This window comes from Pseudomonas sp. FSL W5-0203 (assembly GCF_001896155.1).
In the GTDB taxonomy this organism is placed as follows: Bacteria; Pseudomonadota; Gammaproteobacteria; order Pseudomonadales; family Pseudomonadaceae; genus Aquipseudomonas; species Aquipseudomonas paracarnis.
This window is the reverse complement of record NZ_MPOR01000013.1, coordinates 43878-66099: the sequence shown is the minus strand read 5'-3', so window position 1 is coordinate 66099 and position 22222 is coordinate 43878. Positions and strand designations below refer to the sequence as shown.

Here is a 22222-nt window from a genome sequence, read left to right as displayed (position 1 = left end):
AGTCTTAGCCTGGAGTTGACCTTATGAGCGCTGGCAACGAACAACTGGAAGTGGAAGACGACCTCGTTGAGTCGGATGACGATGTGGTAGAGGCACCTGTGGCAGAGGTGGCCAAGACCAATTTAAGCAAACGCCGCACTATCGACAATCTTCTGGAAGAGCGACGCTTGCAAAAACAGCTGGCCGATTACGACTTCGATCTCTGATCGAGCCGTTGGCGGCCGGAAGCCTCCCTGACGGAGGCTTTTTTCTGCCGGTTACACGGGTATTCAAGAGATGCAATATCCTCCTAGACCAGGCCGTTGCGCTGGGCCAGTTCGATCAAGTCCACGAGGGACCTGGCATTGAGCTTGAGCAGCAAGCGCGTCTTGTAGGTACTGACGGTTTTGTTGCTGAGGAACATGCCATCGGCAATCTCCTTGTTGGTTTTGCCACGGGCCAGTTGCTGCAGCACCATCATCTCCCGCCCCGATAAGCGTTCGACCATGTCGGCTTCACTGGCATTGCCCATGGTTGACCGCACTGAGTTGAGCGCCTGGTTCGGGAAATAGCTATAGCCGGAAAGCACCGCCTTGATGGCACTGAGCAACTCTGTCAGATCCTGCTGCTTGCACACATAGCCGGCGGCACCCGCCTGCATGCAGCGCATGGAAAAATGGCCAGGCGCCTGGGACGTCAGCACCAGCACCTTGAACGAGACGGCTTGCTTGGTCGAAGCCAGCCGACAAATAACTTCCAAGCCGTCGAGCTTGGGGATTCCGATATCCAGTATCACAATATCCGGCATATGTTCCCGTGCAAGTTGCAACGCATCGACACCGTTATCAGTCTCGGCAACGACCTCATAACCATGACGCTCCATTAGCATGCGCACAGCAAGACGAATGACGGGATGATCATCCACGATCAGCACTTTATTCATGAGAAAGTCCAATTTCGCTGTTCGAATTATTTAGAGCAAACACAATAGCCTAGTCGATTACTAGTTGGCATAGCATTCCACCCCGAGCAAGAGCAGGCAGAGACCCAACCCACAAGAAGATAGGAATTAACCTACAAAAATTCGCCAACTTAGATGCATGTAGCTTTATGGTTGCTTTCAGACCTTTCCCGGCGCGCACATATTTTGAGTGAAATGTCTGGGGCATGAGCCCCTGAAGGTAAACGTGCCGCACAAGACTTTCAGGAAATGCCCCTTGCTTGTCGCAATGACGCCCGCAAACCGACCCGGAAAAACCGTCCGCATTAGTTCCATTTAACATATTTCAACACTTCCGCAATTCCTACAGAAAATTCAACAACTCACATCTCCATTGCAACTACATGAGTGAATTTTCTGTCAGACATAGTTCCTCCCCAGATGTAAAAAATGATTCAGCCTTAAAAAAAGATAAACCGGTAAATAATTGCGCAAGTTACGAAAAAACCTTAAACACACGCTAAACGCTAATAAACAGTGCGACATCTAAAATCCAGGCAAAAAAAATGGCCCCTTGCATAAGGGGCCATTTTTCACGACAGGCGCACGGTTCAGAACAACGAGCGGCCCTTGTTGGCAGCAATGCGCATGCGCAGTGCGTTCAACTTGATGAAGCCTGCCGCGTCCGCCTGATTGTAGGCCCCGCCGTCTTCTTCGAAGGTGGCGATGTTGGAGTCGAACAGCGACTCATCGGACTTGCGGCCGGTGACGATCACGTTGCCCTTGTACAGCTTCAGGCGCACAACACCGTTCACATGAGCCTGGGAGGCGTCGATCATCTGTTGCAGCATCAGACGCTCAGGGCTCCACCAGTAACCGGTGTAGATCAGGCTGGCGTACTTGGGCATCAGCTCGTCTTTGAGGTGAGCGACTTCGCGGTCCAGGGTGATGGATTCGATGGCGCGGTGGGCGCGCAGCATGATGGTGCCACCTGGGGTTTCGTAGCAGCCACGGGACTTCATGCCCACGTAACGGTTCTCGACGATGTCGAGACGGCCGATACCATGCTGGCCACCGATCCGGTTCAGGGTCGCCAGTACGGTGGCCGGGGTCATTTCAACGCCGTCCAGCGCAACGATATCGCCGTTACGGTAAGTCAGTTCCAGGTACTGCGCCTTGTCTGGAGCGTTCTCCGGGGAGACGGTCCATTTCCACATGTCTTCTTCGTGCTCGGTCCAGGTGTCTTCCAGCACGCCGCCTTCATAGGAGATGTGCAACAGGTTGGCGTCCATTGAGTACGGCGACTTCTTCTTGCCGTGGCGCTCGATCGGGATGGCGTGCTTTTCAGCGTAATCCATCAGCTTTTCACGGGACAGCAGGTCCCATTCCCGCCACGGCGCAATGACTTTAACGCCTGGCTTGAGTGCGTAGGCACCCAGTTCGAAACGGACCTGGTCGTTGCCCTTGCCGGTGGCGCCGTGAGAAATGGCGTCGGCGCCCGTTTCGTTGGCGATCTCGATCAGGCGCTTGGCGATCAGTGGACGTGCGATGGAGGTACCCAGCAGGTACTCACCTTCGTAGACAGTGTTGGCGCGAAACATCGGGAAGACGAAATCGCGGACGAACTCTTCGCGCAGGTCGTCAATGTAGATCTCTTTCACGCCCATGGCTTGCGCCTTGGCACGTGCAGGCTCGACCTCTTCACCCTGACCCAGGTCAGCGGTGAAGGTCACCACTTCACAGTTATAAGTATCCTGCAGCCACTTGAGGATCACCGAAGTGTCCAGGCCGCCGGAATACGCGAGAACGACCTTGTTTACGTCGGCCATGCCATCACTCCACGGGGTTGTACGGAAAGGCGACGATTCTACCGATCAAAACCGTGAAATTACAGGGGCGCGACAGCAAATGAAGATAAAGCGACAGATTATGTCGAGTGGGCGACCGATGGTCGCCCTTATGAGGTAGCCGCCGGGTTGCTTGGCGCAATGGTCTGGGGCGCCGGTTTCTCGGGGGCAGCCACGCGCTCCAGCTGAATATTCACACGGCGGTTACGCGCGCGGTTGGCGGCATTGGTGTTGGGCGCCAAGGGGTAGCTTTCGCCATGAAAGCGCATCGTGATCTGCGATTCCTGGATGCCGTTGGCCTTGAAGTAGTCCATCACCGCCAGGGCGCGGCGACGTGAAACGTCACGGTTGGTCAGGCGGTTGCCACTGTTGTCCGAATGGCCGTTCAACTCGACATGGTTGACCGTAGGATCGGCCTTCATGAAGGCAAGGATCACGGACAACTTCTTCTTGGCCGCCGCGTCCAGCTCAATGCCGCCGCCGGGAAAGCCCACTTCGGTCTGTCTGACCTGGTCGTAATTCATGGGCAGCAGCTTGGTGGTGCACAGCTGATAATCGCTGTAAGCCTTGTTGAACTTCACAGGCAGCAGGCGAATTTCCGAGTAGCCGCCTTGACGCCCGTAATGCCGCACGGTCGGGCTGCGCCCTTCAAGCAAACCCGTGAACAGGCGGCCGGCCTGGGCCTGGGAGCTATTGAACAGGACGTCGCCGCTGCCGACACGCACGGCTCCAAGGTTGATATCACCTCGGCCCGGCTGCCACGGCGCGGCCGCGGCCAATAAGGTTGCCGAGCCGGCGCCAAGGGTGCCGCCATAGGTTTTCAGACGAAACGTCGCCTGTTCGCCGGCCCGGCGTACGAATTCACCGGAACCGAAATCGCTGATCGGCTGGGTCAGGCGGCACTCGAACTGATCGCCCTCTACCTTCCACTCAATATTCTCCAGACGTGTCTGGAACGTGAGGGCCGCCGCAGGCAGGCTGGCGAACACACTGAGCAGGGCTAGATAATACTGGCGCACGGGAGGCTCCACTGGTTTCTACAACACTTCAAAGCGTCATACATCGTTAAGGCATACCCGGAGATATCGGTAGCATCCGGCAAAACTTGATAGCGAGTGCCTGCAAGAGTCTTTTCCGGTAGCATTCCCACCAGATTGACCCGCCTGGAATCCCCAATGTCCGACCGCCTGACCCTGCTGCGTCCCGACGACTGGCATATTCATCTTCGCGATGGTGCTGCGTTACCTCAAACCGTGGCCGATGTCGCGCGCACGTTTGGCCGCGCCATCATCATGCCTAACCTCGTACCTCCGGTGCGCAATGCCGCAGAAGCCGACGCCTATCGCCAGCGCATCCTCGCTGCGCGACCGGCCGGCAGCCGCTTCGAACCGTTGATGGTGCTCTACCTCACCGACCGCACCCAGCCTGAAGAAATCCGTGAAGCCAAGGCCAGCGGTTACGTGCACGCCGCCAAGCTGTACCCGGCAGGCGCGACCACCAACTCCGATTCCGGCGTGACCAGCATCGATAAGATCCTGCCGGCAATCGAAGCCATGGCGGAGGTCGGCATGCCATTGCTGATCCACGGGGAAGTCACCCGTGGCGATGTGGACGTGTTCGATCGCGAAAAAATCTTCATCGATGAACACATGCGTCGTGTGGTCGAGCTGTTCCCCACGCTCAAGGTGGTGTTTGAACACATCACCACCGCCGATGCGGTGCAGTTCGTCAGCGAGGCGTCGGCCAACGTTGGCGCGACCATCACGGCCCATCACCTGCTCTACAACCGCAACCACATGCTGGTGGGCGGGATTCGGCCGCACTTCTACTGCCTGCCGATCCTCAAACGCAACACCCATCAGGTAGCCCTGCTGGATGCCGCCACCAGCGGCAACCCGAAGTTCTTCCTCGGCACCGACTCGGCGCCCCACGCCCAGCACGCCAAGGAAGCCGCATGCGGCTGCGCCGGCTGCTACACCGCGTTTGCCGCCATCGAGTTGTACGCCGAAGCGTTTGAACAACGTAATGCTCTGGACAAGCTCGAAGGTTTCGCCAGCCTCAACGGCCCGCGTTTCTACGGCCTGCCGGCGAATACCGACCGCATTACCCTGGTTCGTGAAGACTGGACCGCCCCTGCCAGCCTGCCGTTTGGCGAGCTGACCGTTATCCCGCTGCGCGCCGGTGAAACACTGCGCTGGCGCCTGCTGGAGGAAAGCAAGTGAGTGAAGACCATTACGACGACGAACAAGAGCACGGCGGTGGTGGCTCGCGCCATCCGATGGCCGAGCGTTTTCGCGGCTATCTGCCGGTCGTCATCGACGTAGAAACCGGTGGTTTCAACTGCGCCACCGATGCCTTGCTGGAAATTGCCGCAACCACCATCGGCATGGACGAACAGGGCTTTGTGTACCCGGAGCACACCCATTTCTTTCGCGTCGAGCCGTTTGAAGGCGCCAATATCGAAGCCGCTGCCCTGGAATTCACCGGGATCAAGCTCGACCACCCACTGCGCATGGCGGTAAGTGAAGAAGCGGCGCTGACCGACATCTTCCGTGGCGTGCGCAAGGCATTGAAGGCCAATGGCTGCAAACGTGCGATCCTCGTCGGTCACAACAGCAGTTTCGACCTGGGCTTCCTGAACGCCGCCGTGGCGCGGTTGGACATGAAGCGCAACCCGTTTCATCCGTTCTCCAGTTTCGACACCGCAACGCTTGCAGGCCTGGCCTACGGTCAGACCGTTCTGGCCAAAGCCTGCCAGGCGGCCGGTATCGACTTTGACGGGCGTGAAGCCCACTCGGCCCGCTACGACACCGAGAAGACCGCCGAGCTGTTCTGCGGCATCGTCAACCGCTGGAAGCAGATGGGCGGCTGGGAAGACTTCAACGACTGAAGTCAAATCCCGCGCATAAAAAAACCGGCCTTTTCAGGCCGGTTTTTTTTACCGTGACGTTGGCTTACAGCTTGCCAGCGTTCTCGGTCAGGTAAGCCGCAACGCCTTCTGGCGAAGCGTTCATGCCTTTGTCGCCTTTTTTCCAGTTGGCAGGGCAGACTTCGCCGTGCTCTTCGTGGAATTGCAGCGCGTCGACCAGGCGGATCAGCTCTTCCATGTTACGGCCCAGCGGCAGGTCGTTGATGATCTGCGAGCGCACAACGCCCTTGTCGTCGATCAGGAACGCGCCACGGAACGCCACGCCGCCTTCGGACTCAACGTCGTAGGCCTTGGCGATGTCGTGCTTCATGTCGGCAGCCATGGTGTATTTGACTTTGCCAATGCCGCCGTCGTTGATGGCGGTGTTGCGCCAGGCGTTGTGGGTGAAATGGGAGTCGATGGAAACCGCGACCACTTCAACGTTGCGCGCCTTGAAATCGTCCATGCGGTGGTCCAGGGCGATCAGCTCCGAAGGGCAGACGAAGGTGAAGTCCAGCGGGTAGAAGAACACCAGGCCGTATTTGCCTTTGATGGCTTCAGACAGCTTGAAGCTGTCTACGATTTCGCCATTGCCGAGGACGGCTGGTACGTCGAAATCCGGGGCTTGTTTACCGACGAGTACGCTCATTGGATATCTCCTGATATAGGGGTGACGATTGAAGTAAAAGGACCGGTCGAATCTGCCTGTGGAAACAGACAAAAATATGACGCAATCACGCTTCGTGAAGACCGACCATCATACACCGAAAAAACCGTTCGTCAGCGCACGGGCAATTCCCCCCGGATTGCTACTGAAACTATTTTGACAATCATTCTCGTTAACATTAAGATCCATCGCACTTAAGCCATAAACCCGCGACGGTTCTCACTTATGTATGTCTGCCTCTGCACTGGCGTCACCGACGGACAAATCCGCGAAGCAATCTACGAAGGTTGCTGCAGCTATAAGGAAGTACGTGAAACCACCGGCGTTGCCAGCCAGTGTGGCAAATGTGCTTGCCTGGCCAAGCAAGTGGTACGGGAAACCCTGACGCAGCTGCAAACAGCCCAGGCCGCGCTCCCCTACCCAGCAGAATTTAAACACGCCTGAATAGGCATGTTTTGAAGAACCGGACCTAGTGTCCGGTTTTTTTATGCCATCAATTCAAATAGTTAGCGCCAAGACGCGGAACACAAACATTCTTATTCCGATTAATTTTCATTTATTATTCAATAACTTAGGTTTGACACTAGGATTTTCACCGCTCAGACTCCGCCCTATACACAGCTATTACAGGGCAGGACCCCAGTCATGAAAGGCGACATCTCAGTCATCCAGCAACTCAACAAAATCCTTGCCAATGAACTGGTCGCGATCAATCAGTACTTTCTGCATGCGCGCATGTACGACGATTGGGGCCTGGAAAAGCTCGGCAAGCGTGAATACAAAGAGTCGATCAAGGCCATGAAGGACGCCGACGCGCTGATCAAGCGCATCCTGTTCCTGGAAGGCCTGCCGAACGTACAGGACTTGGGCAAGCTGAACATCGGCGAGCACACCCAGGAAATGATCAGCAGCGACCTGGGCTTTGAGCGCAAGAGCCACAGCGATCTGAAAGCCGCTATCGCTCACTGCGAAACCAAGGGCGATTTCGGCAGCCGTGAACTGCTGGAAGATATCCTGGAAGATCAGGAAGAGCATATCGACTGGCTTGAAACCCAGTTGGGCCTGATCGACAAGGTCAGCCTGGAGAATTACCTGCAATCGCAGATGGGTGAATAACCCGTAGCGTTCAGGCACAAAAAAGCCCCGCTCTCACCAGAGAAGCGGGGCTTTTTATTGCTCGCCAATTAGGCGTCAGTCTTGACTGCTGCTTTTTGCGCTGCGTCTTTGATCAGCGCTTGCAGCGAACCATCAGCTGCCATTTCAGTGATGATGTCGCTACCGCCAACCAGCTCACCGGCTACCCACAACTGCGGGAAAGTCGGCCAGTTGGCGTACTTTGGCAGGTTGGCGCGGATCTCGGGGTTTTGCAGGATATCCACGTAAGCGAACTTCTCGCCACATGCCATGACTGCCTGGGACGCTTTCGCGGAGAAACCGCACTGAGGCGCGTTTGGAGCGCCTTTCATGTAAAGCAGAATGGTGTTGTTGGCAATCTGCTCTTTGATCGTTTCGATGATATCCATGGAACACCTCTGCAGGAACTTTGCGACTCACGGGTCGGCACGGTGGCGCATTGTAACGCAAAAATCCAGCAGGATGCTCAGGCCGCCGCCACCTTCACCGGTACGCCATTGAGCGCCGCATTACCCGACAACTCATCCAATTGCCGCTCGTCGGTCAAGTCATTGGCACTCGCCCCCGGCTGGCTGCTCGCGATGCTCATCTGCACGCCAGGACGACCGTGGCCCCAGCCGTGAGGCAGGCTGACCACACCCGGCATCATGTCCGTGCTGGCCGCTACTTCCACCTCGACCATACCGATACGCGAACTCACCCGCACCCGCTGGCCATCGCTCAACTGACGGCTAGCCAGATCATCGGGGTGCATCAGCAGTTGATGGCGTGGCTTACCCTTCACCAGCCGGTGATAGTTATGCATCCAGGAATTATTGCTGCGCACATGCCGCCTGCCAATCAATAGCAGTTCGTCGGCCACCGGCACCGGCTGCGCGGTGAAACGCGCCAGGTCTGCCAGGATCACGGCCGGTGCCGCTTGCACCTTGCCATCCGCGGTTTTCAAACGTGCCCCGAGGTTGGGCTTGAGCGGCCCCAGGTCCACGCCATGGGGATGATCCGCCAGCATGGCCACCGACAGTTTATGACTGGATGCGTCACCATAGGCACCCGCACGCAGGCCGAAGTCGATCATCTGTGCCGGTGGCAGGGTGGGCTTGAGCACCGCGCCAGTGTGCGCCGCAAACGCCTTGGCCAAGCCGACAAAAATCTCCCAGTCATGCAACGCCCCCTCAGGCTTGGGCAGGATGGCACGATTGAAACGCGTGACATTGCGCACCGCAAACAGATTGAAGGTGGTGTCGTAGTGATCGTTTTCCAGCGCCGAGGTGGAGGGCAAGATCAGGTCGGCATAACGCGTGGTCTCGTTGATATACAGGTCGATGCTGACCATGAATTCCAACCCGTCCAGTGCTTGCTCCAATTGGCGACCGTTAGGTGTGGACAGCACCGGGTTGCCGGCCACCGTCACGAGGGCGCGGATCTGCCCTTCACCCTCGGTCAGCATTTCTTCGGCCAGCGCCGACACCGGCAGTTCTCCACCGTACTCCGGGCGTCCGGACACGCGGCTCTGCCAGCGGTTGAAATGGCCGCCGCTGGTGGAGGCCACCAGGTCCACCGCGGGGCTGGTGCAGAGCGCGCCGCCGACGCGGTCCAGATTGCCGGTCACCAGGTTGATCAGTTGCACCAGCCAATGGCACAGCGTGCCAAACGCCTGGGTCGAGACCCCCATGCGGCCATAACAAACGGCCTTGTCAGCGCCGGCGAAGTCCCTGGCCAACTGGCGGATCTGCTCGGCAGGCACCGCACACTGGCGGCTCATGGCCTCGGCATCGAAGCCGGCAATCGCCTTGCGTACATCATCCAGGCCTTCCACCGGCAAATGGCTGTCGCGTGTCAGCCCTTCTGTGAACAACGTGTTGAGCACCCCAAACAACAACGCCGCATCGCCGCCGGGGCGTACGAACACGTGCTGGTCGGCGATGGCTGCCGTCTCGCTGCGCCGCGGGTCGACCACCACCACTTTTCCACCCCGCGCCTGGATGGCCTTGAGGCGTTTTTCCACATCGGGCACGGTCATGATGCTGCCATTGGAGGCCAGCGGGTTGCCGCCGAGGATCAACATGAAGTCGGTCTGGTCGATGTCGGGGATGGGCAACAACAGGCCGTGGCCGTACATCAGGTGGCTGGTGAGGTGATGAGGCAACTGGTCTACCGAGGTCGCGGAAAAGCGATTGCGCGTCTTCAACAGCCCTAGAAAGTAGTTGCTGTGGGTCATCAACCCATAGTTATGCACGCTTGGGTTGCCCTGATACACCGCCACCGCGTTCTGCCCATGCCGCGCCTGGATACCCGCAAGCCGCTCGGCCACCAGGGCAAAGGCTTCATCCCAGCCAATCGGCTGCCATTCGCTGCCCACCCGCCGCATGGGTTGGTGCAGGCGGTCCGGGTCATTCTGGATGTCCTGCAGGGCCACGGCTTTGGGGCAGATGTGGCCGCGACTGAAACTGTCCAGAGGGTCGCCCTTGATCGAGGTGATCGCCAGGCGACCGTCTTCGCCTTGGGTGGTTTCCAGGGTGAGGCCGCAGATGGCTTCGCACAGGTGGCAGGCACGGTGGTGGAGAGTCTTGGTCATGGCCAGTCTCTTTTATAGGGGCTTTGGCTCAACTATGGGCCGCGACCACTTGGGGCGCCAGCAACCTTCGCGTTGTGAATCGACAGGCATAGGCCAGGGCATGGCTAAGCATGAGCAAATGTTTCAGAAACCTTGCCAGCAGGCGCTGAAACCGACGCGGCCTGGCCCAAGCCCGCCCCCGCGCATTGCAAAAGGCCTGGACGCCAGTGTACAAATGGCTCGCTGCTGTCAGGAAATCGTCTTCAAACGCGCGCCAGCGCCCTGCTTGAACATCCCTAAAGCCGTAGCCCTATTGGTAAAACGCGACATTTAATGTCAATATCGCGTCTTCCCCTATTTCGTCGCCCCGTGCGGCTTTCGCCGCAGGTCTCGCCCGTTGTCGCAATAAACAAGGCTTTGAGTATCTGCGGTCTGTTGCAAAAGGTAGTTAATGATGAGCGCAAGGCACTTTCTCTCCCTGATGGATTGCACGCCCGAAGAGCTGGTCAGCGTGATCCGTCGCGGCATTGAGCTTAAAGACCTGCGTAACCGCGGTGTACTGTTTGAGCCGTTGAAAAACCGGGTGCTCGGGATGATTTTCGAAAAGTCCTCGACGCGCACACGCCTGTCGTTCGAAGCCGGCATGATCCAGCTGGGTGGCCAGGCCATCTTCCTGTCACCGCGCGACACCCAGTTGGGCCGTGGTGAGCCGATCAGCGATTGCGCCATCGTGATGTCGCGCATGCTCGATGCCGTGATGATCCGTACCTTCGCCCACAGCACCTTGACCGAATTTGCCGCCAACTCCCGTGTGCCCGTGATCAACGGCCTGTCCGATGACCTGCATCCCTGCCAGTTGCTGGCCGACATGCAAACCTTCCTCGAACACCGTGGCTCGATCCAAGGCAAGACCGTGGCCTGGATCGGCGACGGCAACAATATGTGCAACAGCTATATAGAAGCGGCGATCCAGTTCGACTTCCACCTGCGTATCGCCTGCCCTGAAGGCTACGAGCCCAGCGCCGAGTTCATGGCCAAGGCCGATGGCCGTGTGCAACTGCTGCGCGATCCAAAAGACGCAGTGGTCGGCGCGCACCTGGTCAGCACAGACGTCTGGACCTCCATGGGCCAGGAAGACGAAACCGCCAAGCGCCTGGCCCGGTTCGCGCCGTTCCAGGTGACTCGCGCGTTGCTCGACCTGGCCGCGCCGGACGTGCTGTTCATGCACTGCCTACCCGCCCACCGGGGCGAAGAAATCAGCCAGGACCTGCTCGACGATCCGCGCTCAGTCGCGTGGGATCAGGCCGAGAACCGCCTGCATGCGCAAAAAGCCTTGCTCGAATTCCTCGTCCCGCCGTCGTACCACCACGCATGAGCCAGCCATTACTGCTGAACCTGCGCAATCTGGCATGCGGCTATCAAGACCAGCGGGTGGTGCAGAACCTCAACCTGCACCTCAACGCCGGTGATATCGGTTGCCTGCTCGGCTCTTCGGGCTGCGGCAAGACCACTACCCTGCGCGCGATCGCAGGCTTTGAGCCGGTGCATGAAGGCGAAATCAGCCTGGCGGGCGACGTCATCTCCCGCGCCGGTTTCACCCTCGCGCCGGAGAAGCGTCGCATCGGCATGGTGTTCCAGGACTACGCATTGTTCCCGCACCTGAGCGTGGCTGACAACATCGCCTTTGGCATTCGCAAACACCCGCAAAAAGAGCGCGTGGTCGCCGAGTTGCTGGAACTGGTCAACTTGAAGAACCTGGGCAAGCGCTTCCCCCATGAGCTTTCCGGTGGCCAGCAACAACGCGTCGCCCTCGCCCGCGCCCTGGCGCCGGAGCCGCAACTGCTGTTGCTGGATGAACCCTTTTCCAACCTCGATGGGGAACTGCGCCGCAAGCTCAGCCATGAAGTGCGCGACATCCTCAAGGCTCGCGGCACCAGCGCGATCCTGGTAACCCATGATCAGGAAGAGGCCTTCGCCGTCAGCGACCACGTCGGAGTCTTCAAGGAAGGCCGCCTAGAGCAGTGGGACACGCCCTACAACCTCTATCACGAACCGCAGACGCCTTACGTCGCCAGTTTCATCGGCCAGGGGTATTTCATCCGTGGTCGGCTGAACTCGCCCGAATCGGTCAGCACTGAACTGGGCGACCTGCGCGGCAACCGTGCCTACACTTTGCCGACCGGCGCTGCGGTGGACGTGCTGCTGCGCCCGGACGACATCGTGTATGCGCCGGACAGCGCGTTGAAAGCCCGGATCGTCGGCAAGACCTTCCTCGGTGCCTCAACGCTGTACCGGTTACAGCTGCCGACCGGCGCGCAATTAGAGTCGATTTTCCCCAGCCATGCCGATCACCAAGTGGGCGCAGAGGTGGGGATCCGTGTGGCGGCTGAACATTTGGTGGTGTTCCAGGCATCCGGCAGCACAGCGGCGCAGATTCCCGCTGTTGAGTCAGGCGTGCGTCGCCACAGCGTCGCTCACTGACGAAACCGGATCAAACTGTGGGAGCTGGCTTGCCTGCGATACAGACAACTCGGGTTATCTGTTACACCGCGTTGATGCTATCGCAGGCAAGCCAGCTTCCACATTTGATCCTCATAGACTTCAAAGATGATTATCAGGCCCGCCCGATCGGTGCGAATTTGGCCTGGGTGTGTTCTGCCAGCACCGCCGCTGGCAATTCAACTTCCAGGCCTCTTCTGCCCGCGCTGACAAAAATCGTTGCAAAGGGTTGCGCCGTTTCATCGATAAACGTGCGCAGGCGCTTTTTCTGCCCCAACGGACTGATGCCGCCCAACAGATAACCCGTGGAGCGCTGCGCCGCTGCCGGGTCAGCCATTTCGACTTTCTTCACACCCGCAGCGTGAGCCAGGGCTTTCAAGTCCAGACTTCCGACGACCGGCACCACCGCCACCAACAATTCACCCTTCTCACTGCTCGCCAGCAGCGTCTTGAACACCTGGGCCGGGTCCAGGCTCAATTTCTCCGCGGCCTCCAGCCCATACGAGGCTGCCTTGGGATCATGTTCATAACTATGCACACGATGTTCGGCGCGAACTTTTTTCAACAGGTCCAATGCAGGGGTCATAGCGGCTCCGGGCGGGCAAACTGATGGCCAATTCTAGGCCAAGCCTACCTAAAACGCTCTAGCACAGACCTATTACCGCTTAAGCAACGCGCCTTGGCCATGATCATTCATCACACCAATAGTTCGGAAATGACCAATGGTTCACTTTCGACCTTTGACAGCGGTCATTCTTGTCTATATTTTTTCGTTTCCGAATACCGTAGGAATAATCCTCTGGTACTCCGCAGTAAGCCGCGATCCAGGATGGGGATCCTTCTCGTGGTGAATATCGCGCAACTGCCCGTTGAGGCCGTGCGCAAGACAAGAACAACAATTGAGGTTTTCCATGACAACTGCTCTTCAACAGCCTTCACTTTCGAGCCAATGCATGGCCGAATTCCTGGGCACCGCGCTGCTGATCTTCTTCGGTACAGGATGCGTCGCCGCGCTCAAGGTCGCGGGTGCGAGCTTTGGCTTGTGGGAAATCAGTATCATCTGGGGGGTCGGTGTGAGCATGGCGATCTACCTGAGTGCCGGTATTTCCGGGGCTCACCTCAACCCAGCGGTCAGTATCGCCCTGTGCATCTTTGCCGATTTTGAAAAGCGCAAGCTGCCCTTCTATATTCTTGCCCAGGTGGCCGGCGCCTTTTGCTCCGCCGCCCTGGTGTACACGCTCTACAGCAATCTGTTTTTCGATTACGAACAAACCCACCACATGGTCCGCGGCTCCCAAGCCAGCCTGGAATTGGCCTCGGTGTTCTCCACCTATCCTCATGCGCTGCTGAGCACGGCCCAGGCATTCCTGGTGGAAATGGTCATCACCGCCATCCTGATGGGCGTGATCATGGCCCTCACCGACGATAACAACGGCCTGCCACGCGGCCCCCTGGCCCCCCTGCTGATCGGTTTGCTGATCGCGGTGATTGGTAGCGCCATGGGCCCCCTGACCGGCTTTGCGATGAACCCGGCACGGGATTTCGGCCCCAAGCTGATGACCTTTTTCGCCGGTTGGGGTGAAATGGCCTTTACTGGCGGTCGAGATATTCCTTACTTCCTGGTGCCGATTTTCGCCCCGATTGTCGGCGCATGCCTGGGTGCTGCGGCCTATCGCGGGCTGATTGCCCGCCATCTGCCGAGCGCAGCACCGGCTATCGCTGAAGAAACACCTGACACGGCTGTCAACGGCAAGACTCGTATTTCCTGAAAGCGCCAGCCTGGTCCCCTGCCCTTCGCGGCCCAGGCTGATTTCTGACTTCCTTATTTCGTCCAAGGCAATTGACATGACCGACCTTCAGAATAAGAACTACATCATTGCCCTTGATCAGGGCACCACCAGTTCCCGGGCGATCATCTTCGATCGTGACGCCAACGTGGTGTGTACCGCCCAGCGTGAATTCGTCCAGCACTACCCGCAGGCGGGCTGGGTTGAACATGACCCGATGGAAATCTTCGCCACCCAGAGCGCGGTGATGGTTGAGGCGCTGGCCCAGGCCGGCCTGCACCATGACCAGGTGGCCGCCATCGGTATCACCAACCAGCGTGAAACCACGGTGGTCTGGGACAAGATCACCGGCCGCCCGATCTACAACGCTATTGTCTGGCAGTGCCGCCGCAGTACCGAGATCTGCCAGCAGCTCAAGCGCGACGGCCATGAGCAATACATCAGCGACACCACGGGCCTTGTGACCGACCCGTACTTCTCCGGCACCAAGCTCAAATGGATCCTCGACAACGTCGAAGGCAGCCGCGAACGTGCGCGCAATGGCGAACTGCTGTTCGGCACTGTCGACAGCTGGCTGATCTGGAAATTTACCGGCGGCAAGACCCACGTCACCGACTACACCAATGCGTCGCGCACCATGCTCTTCAACATCCACACACTGGAGTGGGATGCGAAGATGCTGGAGATTCTCGACATCCCGCGAGAAATGCTCCCTGAAGTGAAGTCATCGTCGCAAATCTATGGCCGTACCAAGAGCGGCATCGCTATCGGTGGCATTGCCGGCGACCAGCAAGCGGCCCTGTTTGGCCAGATGTGCGTGGAAGCGGGCCAGGCCAAGAACACCTACGGCACCGGCTGCTTCCTGCTGATGAACACCGGCGACAAGGCGGTGAAATCCAAACACGGCATGCTCACCACCATTGCCTGCGGCCCGCGCGGTGAGGTTGCCTATGCCCTGGAAGGCGCGGTCTTCAACGGCGGCTCCACCGTGCAATGGCTGCGTGACGAGCTGAAGATCATCAACGATGCCCACGACACCGAATACTTTGCCGGCAAGGTCAAAGACAGCAACGGCGTGTACCTGGTACCCGCCTTCACCGGCCTCGGCGCGCCCTACTGGGACCCGTATGCCCGTGGCGCACTGTTCGGCCTGACCCGTGGCGTACGCGTAGACCACATTATTCGCGCAGCCCTGGAGTCGATTGCCTATCAGACCCGCGACGTCCTCGACGCCATGCAACAGGACTCGGGCGAACGCCTCAAGGCCCTGCGCGTGGACGGCGGCGCGGTTGCCAACAACTTCCTGATGCAATTCCAGGCCGACATCCTCGGCACCCAGGTAGAACGCCCGCAAATGCGTGAGACCACTGCCTTGGGCGCAGCCTACCTGGCCGGCCTGGCGTGTGGCTTCTGGGGCAGCCTGGACGAGTTGCGCGGCAAAGCAGTGATCGAGCGCGAGTTCGAACCACAGCTGGATGAAGCGGCCAAAGAAAAGCTCTATGCCGGCTGGCAAAAAGCCGTGAGCCGCACCCGTGACTGGGAACCGCACGAAGGCGCCGAATAAGCCAAGCGCTGGCTTACGGTAGGTTGTAACTGGCAGGGAGCGGATTCCTGCGTCATCATGGGCCACTTTTGTATGGCAGCCCAAAGGACGCCCCATGAATCTGCCTCCCCGCCAACAACAAATCCTCGAACTGGTCCGCGAACGCGGCTACGTCAGTATCGAGGAAATGGCGCAGCTATTCGTTGTCACCCCGCAAACCATCCGCCGCGATATCAACCAGCTGGCGGACGCCAACCTGTTGCGCCGCTACCACGGCGGCGCAGCCTATGACTCCAGTGTCGAGAATACCGCGTACGCCATGCGTGCCGACCAGATGCGCGACGAGAAGCAACGCATCGGTGAAGCCATCGCCGCGCAGATTCCCGATCATGCCTCGCTGTTCATCAACATTGGCACCACCACCGAATCCATCGCCCGTGCGCTGCTCAATCACAACCACCTGAAAATCATCACCAACAACCTCAACGTTGCCACCATGCTCAGCGCCAAGGACGACTTCGATGTGTTGCTCACCGGCGGCAATGTACGCCGTGACGGTGGCGTGGTGGGCCAGGCCAGTGTCGACTTCATCAACCAGTTCAAGGTCGACTTTGCCCTGGTGGGCATCAGCGGGATCGACGAGGACGGCAGCCTGCTGGACTTCGATTACCAAGAAGTGCGGGTTTCCCAGGCCATCATCGCCAATGCGCGGCAAGTGATTCTGGCGGCAGACTCCAGCAAATTCGGGCGCAATGCCATGATTCGCCTGGGGCCGATCAGCCTGGTGGACTGCCTGGTGACTGACCAGCAGCCGGTGCCGGCCTTGGTGCAAGTGCTGAATGAGCACAAGGTGCGGCTGGAAGTCGTTTAGCGCCTGTTCAGGCGTCATCGCGGGCAAGCCCGACTCCCACAGTTTGAAATGCGATTAAATGTGGGAGCCGGGCTTGCCCGCGATGACGGCCTCACTCACACCCATACATTCACCTTTGTTCATAATTCTTCCTTTCTCCGCCCTTCGATGAGTTTTTTCAATCGAAGTCGGGTGGCTGTGCCCGCAATTATCAGCTACCATTTTCGCAAATGAACATTAATGTTCGAATTCCAAGACGAAAAGATCGCGAGGCCAGCCGATGAACCCTTCCACCTTGCCTGCTCCACCGCTTGCCGAAGTCTATGACGTTGCCGTAATTGGTGGCGGGATCAATGGCGTCGGGATTGCAGCAGACGCAGCCGGTCGCGGTTTGTCGGTATTCCTTTGCGAAAAGGATGACTTGGCCAGCCACACCTCATCGGCCAGCAGTAAGCTGATCCACGGCGGCCTGCGTTACCTGGAACACTACGAATTCCGCTTGGTGCGCGAAGCCCTGGCCGAACGTGAGGTGCTGCTAGGCAAAGCTCCACACATCGTCAAGCAAATGCGCTTCGTGCTGCCGCACCGCCCGCACCTGCGCCCGGCGTGGATGATTCGCGCTGGCTTGTTCCTGTATGACCACTTGGGCAAGCGCGAAAAACTGGCAGGCTCCAAAAGCCTCAAATTCGGTGCCGACAGCCCGCTGAAAAGTGAAATTACCCGAGGCTTCGAATACTCCGACTGCTGGGTCGATGACGCTCGCCTGGTCGTGCTCAACGCCATGGCGGCCCGCGAGAAAGGCGCGCACATCCACACGCAGACCCGTTGCGTCAGCGCCCATCGCAGTAACGGCCTGTGGGAAATGAACATGGAGCGTGCCGACGGCAGCCTGTTCTCGATCCGCGCCCGCGCCCTGGTGAATGCTGCCGGCCCTTGGGTGGCCAAATTCATCAAGGACGACCTGAAGCTGGATTCGCCCTACGGCATCCGCCTGATTCAAGGCAGCCACCTGATCGTGCCGCGCCTGTACGAAGGCGCCCACGCGCACATCCTGCAGAACGAAGACCAGCGCATCGTCTTCACCATTCCGTACCTGAACCACTTGACGATCATCGGCACCACCGACCGCGAATACACCGGCGACCCGGCTGCAGTGGCGATCACCGAAGGCGAAACCGACTACATGCTCAAAGTGGTCAACGCGCACTTCAAGAAACAACTGAGCCGTGACGATATCGTCCACACTTACTCCGGCGTGCGCCCGCTGTGCAACGACGAGTCCGACAACCCATCGGCCATCACGCGCGATTACACCCTGGCCTTGTCCGGCGGCACCGGCGAAGCGCCGATCCTGTCGGTATTCGGCGGCAAGCTGACCACCTATCGCAAACTGGCCGAGTCGGCCATGGCCCAACTGGCGCCGTACTTCACCCAGATGCGCCCTAGCTGGACCGCCACGGCCAGCCTGCCCGGCGGTGAAGACATGACCACCCCTGAAGCCCTGGCCGACGCCATCCGCGCCAAGTTCGACTGGGTACCGAGCGAGATCGCCCGCCGCTGGTCCACCACTTACGGCAGCCGCACCTGGCGCTTGCTGGAGGGCGTGCAAACGCTCGCCGATCTGGGTGACCACCTGGGTGGCGGTCTGTATAGCCGCGAAGTCGACTATCTGTGCGCCGAAGAGTGGGTGACGCAACCGCAGGACGTGCTGTGGCGCCGTACCAAGCTTGGCCTGTTCACCACCGAGCAGGAGCAGGAAAACCTGCAACGCTATTTGTCCAAGGTCGAGCAGAACCGCAGCAAGATCGAAGCGGCCTGACCGCCTGACTGTAGGAGCGAGCTTGCTCGCGAAAAACTAGAGAGCGCCGCGTTTATTCAGCATAAACGCGGCGTTTTTGCGTTTTTCGCGAGCAAGCTCGCTCCTACAGACTATTCGGTTTTCCGAACGTGCCCCTCAACTCTATTCGGTTTGCCGGATCAAAGACCGAAAATATCACCGAAACAAAAAGTTAATTTCCATATAAATCATGCAGTTATCCTTTTATTTTCGGTATGGCACGACTCATGCTCTACACTCTTCAACGATTGCCTGAGGCGCCTTAGGAGCCGTCACGGGCAGTTGCTGTACAAGAGAGCCGTTCAGCTGGCTTCATAAAAAAAACAAATGTCGAGGAAGTATTGATGCGCATCGTTCCCCATATCCTGGGCGCAGCTATCGCTGCTGCTCTGATCAGCACTCCAGTTTTTGCCGCCGAACTCACCGGCACACTGAAGAAAATCAACGACTCCGGCACCATCACTCTCGCTCACCGCGACAGCTCCATTCCGTTTTCCTACATCGCGGATGGTTCGGGCAAACCCGTGGGCTACTCCCACGACATCCAGTTGGCCGTTGTCGAGCAACTGAAAAAAGACCTGAACAAACCCGACCTCAAAGCCAAGTACAACCTGGTGACCTCGCAAACCCGTATCCCGTTGATCCAGAACGGCACCGCGGATCTGGAGTGCGGCTCCACCACCAATAACGCCGAACGCGCCCAGCAAGTTGACTTCACCGTCAACATCTTCGAAATCGGCACCCGCCTGCTGGTCAAGAAAGACAAGGAAGGCAAGCCGTCCTACGCTGACTTTGCCGACCTGAAAGGCAAAAACGTCGTGACCACCGCCGGCACCACGTCCGAGCGCATCATCAAGGCGATGAACGCCGACAAGCAAATGGGCATGAACGTTATCTCCGCCAAAGACCACGGCGAATCCTTCCAGATGCTCGAAAGCGGCCGTGCCGTTGCATTCATGATGGACGACGCCCTGCTGGCCGGTGAAGAAGCCAAGGCCAAGAAGCCCGATGACTGGGTTATCACCGGCACTCCGCAGTCATTCGAAGCCTATGCATGCATGGTTCGCAAAGGCGACCCGGACTTCAAGAAAGCCGTGGATGACGCCATTGTCGCCCTGTACAAGTCCGGCGAGATCAACAAGATCTACGCCAAATGGTTCGAAAGCCCGATCCCACCGAAAGGCCTGAACCTGAACTTCCCGATGAGCGACAAGGTCAAGGAGCTGATCGCTAACCCTAGCGACAAACCAGCGCCAGAAGTAAAAATCTGATACCTGACTAAGCTTATGTCCTGAGGGAGCCAACCCTCCCTCAGGCGTCTGTAATTACCTGCTGGTTTTAACTTGGAACACTCGACCTGGCGGTTTTCGAGCCGATCGTGTGTGCCTGGCGTTCAACGTCAGGCGGGAACGGATCTTCCCCAAGCGGGTGCTTGTACATCGATCGATCTCGAGGGGAGACCCTAATGAATTACAACTGGGACTGGGGCGTGTTCTTCAAGTCCACCGGCGTGGGCAGCGAGACTTATCTCGACTGGTACCTCTCCGGGCTGGGCTGGACCATCGCCATCGCTGTCGTGGCATGGATTATCGCCTTGCTGCTGGGCTCCATTCTGGGGGTCATGCGCACGGTGCCAAACCGCCTCGTATCGGGCATCGCGACCTGCTACGTAGAACTGTTTCGTAACGTGCCGCTGCTGGTTCAGCTGTTCATCTGGTACTTCCTGGTACCGGACATGCTGCCGCAGAACCTGCAGGACTGGTACAAACAAGACCTGAACCCGACCACCTCGGCCTACCTGAGTGTCGTAGTGTGCCTGGGCCTGTTCACCGCCGCCCGTGTGTGCGAGCAAGTGCGTACCGGTATCCAGGCGCTGCCACGCGGCCAGGAATCCGCGGCGCGCGCCATGGGCTTCAAGCTGCCGCAGATCTACTGGAACGTGCTGCTGCCCCAGGCTTACCGCATCATCATTCCGCCGCTTACCTCGGAATTCCTCAACGTGTTCAAGAACTCCTCCGTGGCGTCCTTGATCGGCTTGATGGAACTGCTGGCGCAAACCAAACAGACCGCCGAGTTCTCGGCCAACCTGTTTGAAGCCTTCACCCTGGCCACGCTTATCTACTTCACCCTGAACATGAGCCTGATGCTGCTGATGCGCGTGGTCGAGAAGAAAGTCGCAGTGCCCGGCCTGATCTCCGTGGGGGGCAAATAATGGACTTCGATTTCAGCGGCATCATCCCCGCCATCCCGGGCCTGTGGAACGGCATGGTCATGACCTTGAAGCTGATGGTCATGGGTGTGGTCGGCGGCATCATCATCGGGACCATTCTGGCCCTGATGCGCTTGTCGTCCAATAAACTGCTGTCCCGCGTGGCCGGCGCCTATGTGAACTACTTCCGCTCGATCCCGCTGCTGCTGGTGATCACCTGGTTTTACCTGGCGGTGCCGTTCGTGCTGCGCTGGATCACCGGCGAAGACACCCCGATCGGCGCGTTCACCTCCTGCGTCGTGGCGTTCATGATGTTCGAGGCTGCGTACTTCTGCGAAATCGTACGAGCCGGCGTGCAGTCGATTCCCAAGGGCCAGATGGCGGCGGCACAAGCCATGGGCATGACCTACGGCCAGACCATGCGCCTGATCATCCTGCCCCAGGCGTTCCGCAAGATGACGCCGTTGCTGCTGCAACAGTCGATCATCCTGTTCCAGGACACCTCCCTGGTCTACACCGTGGGCCTGGTGGACTTCCTCAACTCCGCCCGCTCCAACGGCGACATCATCGGCCGCTCCAACGAGTTCCTGATTTTTGCCGGTGTCGTCTACTTCATCATCAGCTTTTCCGCCTCGCTGCTGGTCAAGCGTCTGCAAAAAAGGTTTGCCGTATGATCTCTATCAAGAACATCAACAAGTGGTATGGCGACTTCCAGGTGCTGACCGATTGCAGCACTGAGGTTAAAAAAGGCGAAGTGATCGTGGTGTGCGGGCCGTCCGGCTCGGGCAAATCCACCCTGATCAAATGCGTGAACGCGCTGGAACCGTTCCAGAAAGGCGACATTGTCGTCGACGGCACCTCCATCGCCGACCCGAAGACCAACCTGCCAAAACTGCGTTCGCGCGTGGGCATGGTGTTTCAGCACTTCGAGCTGTTCCCGCACCTGACCATCACCGAAAACCTGACCATCGCGCAGATCAAGGTTTTGGGCCGCAGCAAGGAAGAAGCCACCAAGAAGGGCCTGCAACTGCTCGACCGCGTGGGCTTGTCGGCTCACGCCCACAAGCATCCTGGCCAGCTCTCCGGCGGCCAGCAACAACGTGTGGCGATTGCCCGCGCCCTGGCCATGGACCCGATCGTCATGCTGTTCGACGAACCGACCTCGGCGCTGGACCCGGAAATGGTCAACGAAGTGCTCGACGTGATGGTGCAACTGGCCCACGAAGGCATGACCATGATGTGTGTGACCCACGAAATGGGCTTTGCGCGCAAAGTGGCCGACCGCGTGATCTTCATGGACGCCGGCAAGATCATCGAAGACTGCCCGAAGGAAGAGTTCTTCGGCGACATCAGCGCACGCTCCGAGCGTGCGCAGCACTTCCTCGAGAAAATCCTGCAGCACTAAAAGCAACACCGTTCGTCCTGTAGGAGCCGGGCTTGTGTGGGAGCTGGCTTGCCTGCGATGGCA

22 protein-coding genes are annotated in these 22222 nt (G+C 58.6%); 15 read left to right on the top strand and 7 right to left on the bottom strand.

The window, feature by feature from the left end; genetic code table 11:
- Positions 1–23 precede the first annotated feature (23 nt).
- Complete coding sequence (locus BOP96_RS14130; protein ID WP_014717144.1) at positions 24–206, top strand: PA3496 family putative envelope integrity protein; 183 nt, start codon at positions 24–26, stop codon at positions 204–206.
- An 83-nt stretch (positions 207–289) separates the two neighbouring features.
- Here BOP96_RS14130 and BOP96_RS14125 read toward each other — a convergent pair whose 3' ends face one another.
- The 3 genes from BOP96_RS14125 to BOP96_RS14115 form a co-directional block, all read right to left on the bottom strand.
- On the bottom strand, positions 290–922 hold the full coding sequence (locus tag BOP96_RS14125; protein WP_003188986.1) for a response regulator transcription factor: 633 nt from the start codon (positions 920–922) through the stop codon (positions 290–292).
- Between the two features lie 608 nt (positions 923–1530).
- Complete coding sequence (locus BOP96_RS14120; RefSeq protein ID WP_003188984.1) at positions 1531–2748, bottom strand: argininosuccinate synthase; 1218 nt, start codon at positions 2746–2748, stop codon at positions 1531–1533.
- Between the two features lie 128 nt (positions 2749–2876).
- Positions 2877–3785 (bottom strand): flagellar protein MotY, encoded by a 909-nt coding sequence (locus BOP96_RS14115; RefSeq protein WP_060767093.1) that lies wholly within the window; start codon positions 3783–3785, stop codon positions 2877–2879.
- Positions 3786–3941: 156 nt separating this feature from the next.
- On the opposite strand from BOP96_RS14115, the gene pyrC reads away from it, so the two are divergent.
- Together pyrC and rnt are read left to right on the top strand one after the other, a co-directional pair.
- The gene (gene pyrC / locus BOP96_RS14110) at positions 3942–4988 is read left to right on the top strand and encodes a dihydroorotase (protein WP_014717142.1); all 1047 of its coding nucleotides are present in this window, start codon (positions 3942–3944) and stop codon (positions 4986–4988) included.
- Positions 4985–5656: a ribonuclease T gene (gene rnt, locus BOP96_RS14105; RefSeq protein WP_003188980.1), complete on the top strand. Its 672-nt coding sequence runs from the start codon at positions 4985–4987 to the stop codon at positions 5654–5656. Before pyrC ends, rnt begins: the two co-directional genes overlap by 4 nt.
- Positions 5657–5720: 64 nt before the next feature.
- Here the strand turns inward: rnt and BOP96_RS14100 are convergent, their stop codons facing one another.
- Positions 5721–6323: a peroxiredoxin gene (locus tag BOP96_RS14100; protein WP_003172097.1), complete on the bottom strand. Its 603-nt coding sequence runs from the start codon at positions 6321–6323 to the stop codon at positions 5721–5723.
- Between the two features lie 243 nt (positions 6324–6566).
- On the opposite strand from BOP96_RS14100, the gene BOP96_RS14095 reads away from it, so the two are divergent.
- Together BOP96_RS14095 and bfr are read left to right on the top strand one after the other, a co-directional pair.
- Complete coding sequence (locus BOP96_RS14095) at positions 6567–6785, top strand: bacterioferritin-associated ferredoxin (protein ID WP_003188977.1); 219 nt, start codon at positions 6567–6569, stop codon at positions 6783–6785.
- A gap of 201 nt (positions 6786–6986) precedes the next feature.
- Positions 6987–7457, top strand: a complete 471-nt coding sequence (bfr, locus tag BOP96_RS14090; protein ID WP_012722487.1) for a bacterioferritin — start codon at positions 6987–6989, stop codon at positions 7455–7457.
- Between the two features lie 68 nt (positions 7458–7525).
- Here bfr and grxD read toward each other — a convergent pair whose 3' ends face one another.
- Positions 7526–7864: a Grx4 family monothiol glutaredoxin gene (grxD, locus tag BOP96_RS14085; protein WP_054898038.1), complete on the bottom strand. Its 339-nt coding sequence runs from the start codon at positions 7862–7864 to the stop codon at positions 7526–7528.
- Positions 7865–7941: 77 nt separating this feature from the next.
- Positions 7942–10050, bottom strand: a complete 2109-nt coding sequence (locus BOP96_RS14080; RefSeq protein WP_073453105.1) for a molybdopterin oxidoreductase family protein — start codon at positions 10048–10050, stop codon at positions 7942–7944.
- A 433-nt stretch (positions 10051–10483) separates the two neighbouring features.
- Between BOP96_RS14080 and argF the strand changes: the two genes are divergently transcribed.
- Together argF and BOP96_RS14065 are read left to right on the top strand one after the other, a co-directional pair.
- Positions 10484–11404, top strand: coding sequence for an ornithine carbamoyltransferase (argF, locus tag BOP96_RS14070; protein WP_014717139.1), 921 nt, complete (start codon positions 10484–10486; stop codon positions 11402–11404).
- Positions 11401–12510 (top strand): ABC transporter ATP-binding protein, encoded by a 1110-nt coding sequence (locus BOP96_RS14065; RefSeq protein ID WP_014717138.1) that lies wholly within the window; start codon positions 11401–11403, stop codon positions 12508–12510. Before argF ends, BOP96_RS14065 begins: the two co-directional genes overlap by 4 nt.
- A gap of 133 nt (positions 12511–12643) precedes the next feature.
- Here the strand turns inward: BOP96_RS14065 and ybaK are convergent, their stop codons facing one another.
- The gene (ybaK, locus tag BOP96_RS14060; RefSeq protein WP_014717137.1) at positions 12644–13114 is read right to left on the bottom strand and encodes a Cys-tRNA(Pro) deacylase; all 471 of its coding nucleotides are present in this window, start codon (positions 13112–13114) and stop codon (positions 12644–12646) included.
- A gap of 325 nt (positions 13115–13439) precedes the next feature.
- Here ybaK and BOP96_RS14055 point away from each other — a divergent pair, with 325 nt between their 5' ends.
- The 8 genes from BOP96_RS14055 to BOP96_RS14020 all read left to right on the top strand — a co-directional run bounded on the left by BOP96_RS14055 (position 13440) and on the right by BOP96_RS14020 (position 22159).
- Positions 13440–14297: an MIP/aquaporin family protein gene (locus tag BOP96_RS14055; protein ID WP_014717136.1), complete on the top strand. Its 858-nt coding sequence runs from the start codon at positions 13440–13442 to the stop codon at positions 14295–14297.
- Between the two features lie 76 nt (positions 14298–14373).
- Positions 14374–15879: a glycerol kinase GlpK gene (glpK, locus tag BOP96_RS14050; protein ID WP_014717135.1), complete on the top strand. Its 1506-nt coding sequence runs from the start codon at positions 14374–14376 to the stop codon at positions 15877–15879.
- A gap of 94 nt (positions 15880–15973) precedes the next feature.
- Positions 15974–16729: a DeoR/GlpR family transcriptional regulator gene (locus BOP96_RS14045; RefSeq protein ID WP_014717134.1), complete on the top strand. Its 756-nt coding sequence runs from the start codon at positions 15974–15976 to the stop codon at positions 16727–16729.
- Between the two features lie 259 nt (positions 16730–16988).
- Positions 16989–18527 (top strand): glycerol-3-phosphate dehydrogenase, encoded by a 1539-nt coding sequence (gene glpD, locus BOP96_RS14040; protein WP_020301173.1) that lies wholly within the window; start codon positions 16989–16991, stop codon positions 18525–18527.
- Positions 18528–18889: 362 nt separating this feature from the next.
- Positions 18890–19816, top strand: a complete 927-nt coding sequence (locus BOP96_RS14035) for a glutamate/aspartate ABC transporter substrate-binding protein (protein WP_005785249.1) — start codon at positions 18890–18892, stop codon at positions 19814–19816.
- A gap of 194 nt (positions 19817–20010) precedes the next feature.
- Complete coding sequence (locus tag BOP96_RS14030) at positions 20011–20757, top strand: amino acid ABC transporter permease (protein WP_014717132.1); 747 nt, start codon at positions 20011–20013, stop codon at positions 20755–20757.
- Positions 20757–21428 carry an amino acid ABC transporter permease gene (locus tag BOP96_RS14025; RefSeq protein ID WP_003188954.1) on the top strand — a complete coding sequence of 224 codons (672 nt, stop codon included), beginning with the start codon at positions 20757–20759 and terminating at the stop codon, positions 21426–21428. Before BOP96_RS14030 ends, BOP96_RS14025 begins: the two co-directional genes overlap by 1 nt.
- Positions 21425–22159: an amino acid ABC transporter ATP-binding protein gene (locus BOP96_RS14020; RefSeq protein WP_003188952.1), complete on the top strand. Its 735-nt coding sequence runs from the start codon at positions 21425–21427 to the stop codon at positions 22157–22159. The genes BOP96_RS14025 and BOP96_RS14020 overlap by 4 nt, the downstream gene beginning before the upstream one ends.
- The last annotated feature ends 63 nt before the right edge of the window (positions 22160–22222 follow it).

What these genes read in the sequence shown, in the direction of transcription:
- BOP96_RS14130 (WP_014717144.1), top strand. Translation starts at nt 24, where the DNA reads ATGAGCGCTGGCAACGAACAACTGGAAGTGGAAGACGACCTCGTTGAG.
- BOP96_RS14125 (WP_003188986.1), bottom strand. Translation starts at nt 922, where the DNA reads ATGAATAAAGTGCTGATCGTGGATGATCATCCCGTCATTCGTCTTGCT.
- BOP96_RS14120 (WP_003188984.1), bottom strand. Translation starts at nt 2,748, where the DNA reads ATGGCCGACGTAAACAAGGTCGTTCTCGCGTATTCCGGCGGCCTGGAC.
- pyrC (WP_014717142.1), top strand. Translation starts at nt 3,942, where the DNA reads ATGTCCGACCGCCTGACCCTGCTGCGTCCCGACGACTGGCATATTCAT.
- BOP96_RS14100 (WP_003172097.1), bottom strand. Translation starts at nt 6,323, where the DNA reads ATGAGCGTACTCGTCGGTAAACAAGCCCCGGATTTCGACGTACCAGCC.
- BOP96_RS14095 (WP_003188977.1), top strand. Translation starts at nt 6,567, where the DNA reads ATGTATGTCTGCCTCTGCACTGGCGTCACCGACGGACAAATCCGCGAA.
- bfr (WP_012722487.1), top strand. Translation starts at nt 6,987, where the DNA reads ATGAAAGGCGACATCTCAGTCATCCAGCAACTCAACAAAATCCTTGCC.
- grxD (WP_054898038.1), bottom strand. Translation starts at nt 7,864, where the DNA reads ATGGATATCATCGAAACGATCAAAGAGCAGATTGCCAACAACACCATT.
- BOP96_RS14080 (WP_073453105.1), bottom strand. Translation starts at nt 10,050, where the DNA reads ATGACCAAGACTCTCCACCACCGTGCCTGCCACCTGTGCGAAGCCATC.
- argF (WP_014717139.1), top strand. Translation starts at nt 10,484, where the DNA reads ATGAGCGCAAGGCACTTTCTCTCCCTGATGGATTGCACGCCCGAAGAG.
- BOP96_RS14065 (WP_014717138.1), top strand. Translation starts at nt 11,401, where the DNA reads ATGAGCCAGCCATTACTGCTGAACCTGCGCAATCTGGCATGCGGCTAT.
- ybaK (WP_014717137.1), bottom strand. Translation starts at nt 13,114, where the DNA reads ATGACCCCTGCATTGGACCTGTTGAAAAAAGTTCGCGCCGAACATCGT.
- BOP96_RS14055 (WP_014717136.1), top strand. Translation starts at nt 13,440, where the DNA reads ATGACAACTGCTCTTCAACAGCCTTCACTTTCGAGCCAATGCATGGCC.
- glpK (WP_014717135.1), top strand. Translation starts at nt 14,374, where the DNA reads ATGACCGACCTTCAGAATAAGAACTACATCATTGCCCTTGATCAGGGC.
- BOP96_RS14045 (WP_014717134.1), top strand. Translation starts at nt 15,974, where the DNA reads ATGAATCTGCCTCCCCGCCAACAACAAATCCTCGAACTGGTCCGCGAA.
- glpD (WP_020301173.1), top strand. Translation starts at nt 16,989, where the DNA reads ATGAACCCTTCCACCTTGCCTGCTCCACCGCTTGCCGAAGTCTATGAC.
- BOP96_RS14035 (WP_005785249.1), top strand. Translation starts at nt 18,890, where the DNA reads ATGCGCATCGTTCCCCATATCCTGGGCGCAGCTATCGCTGCTGCTCTG.
- BOP96_RS14030 (WP_014717132.1), top strand. Translation starts at nt 20,011, where the DNA reads ATGAATTACAACTGGGACTGGGGCGTGTTCTTCAAGTCCACCGGCGTG.
- BOP96_RS14025 (WP_003188954.1), top strand. Translation starts at nt 20,757, where the DNA reads ATGGACTTCGATTTCAGCGGCATCATCCCCGCCATCCCGGGCCTGTGG.
- BOP96_RS14020 (WP_003188952.1), top strand. Translation starts at nt 21,425, where the DNA reads ATGATCTCTATCAAGAACATCAACAAGTGGTATGGCGACTTCCAGGTG.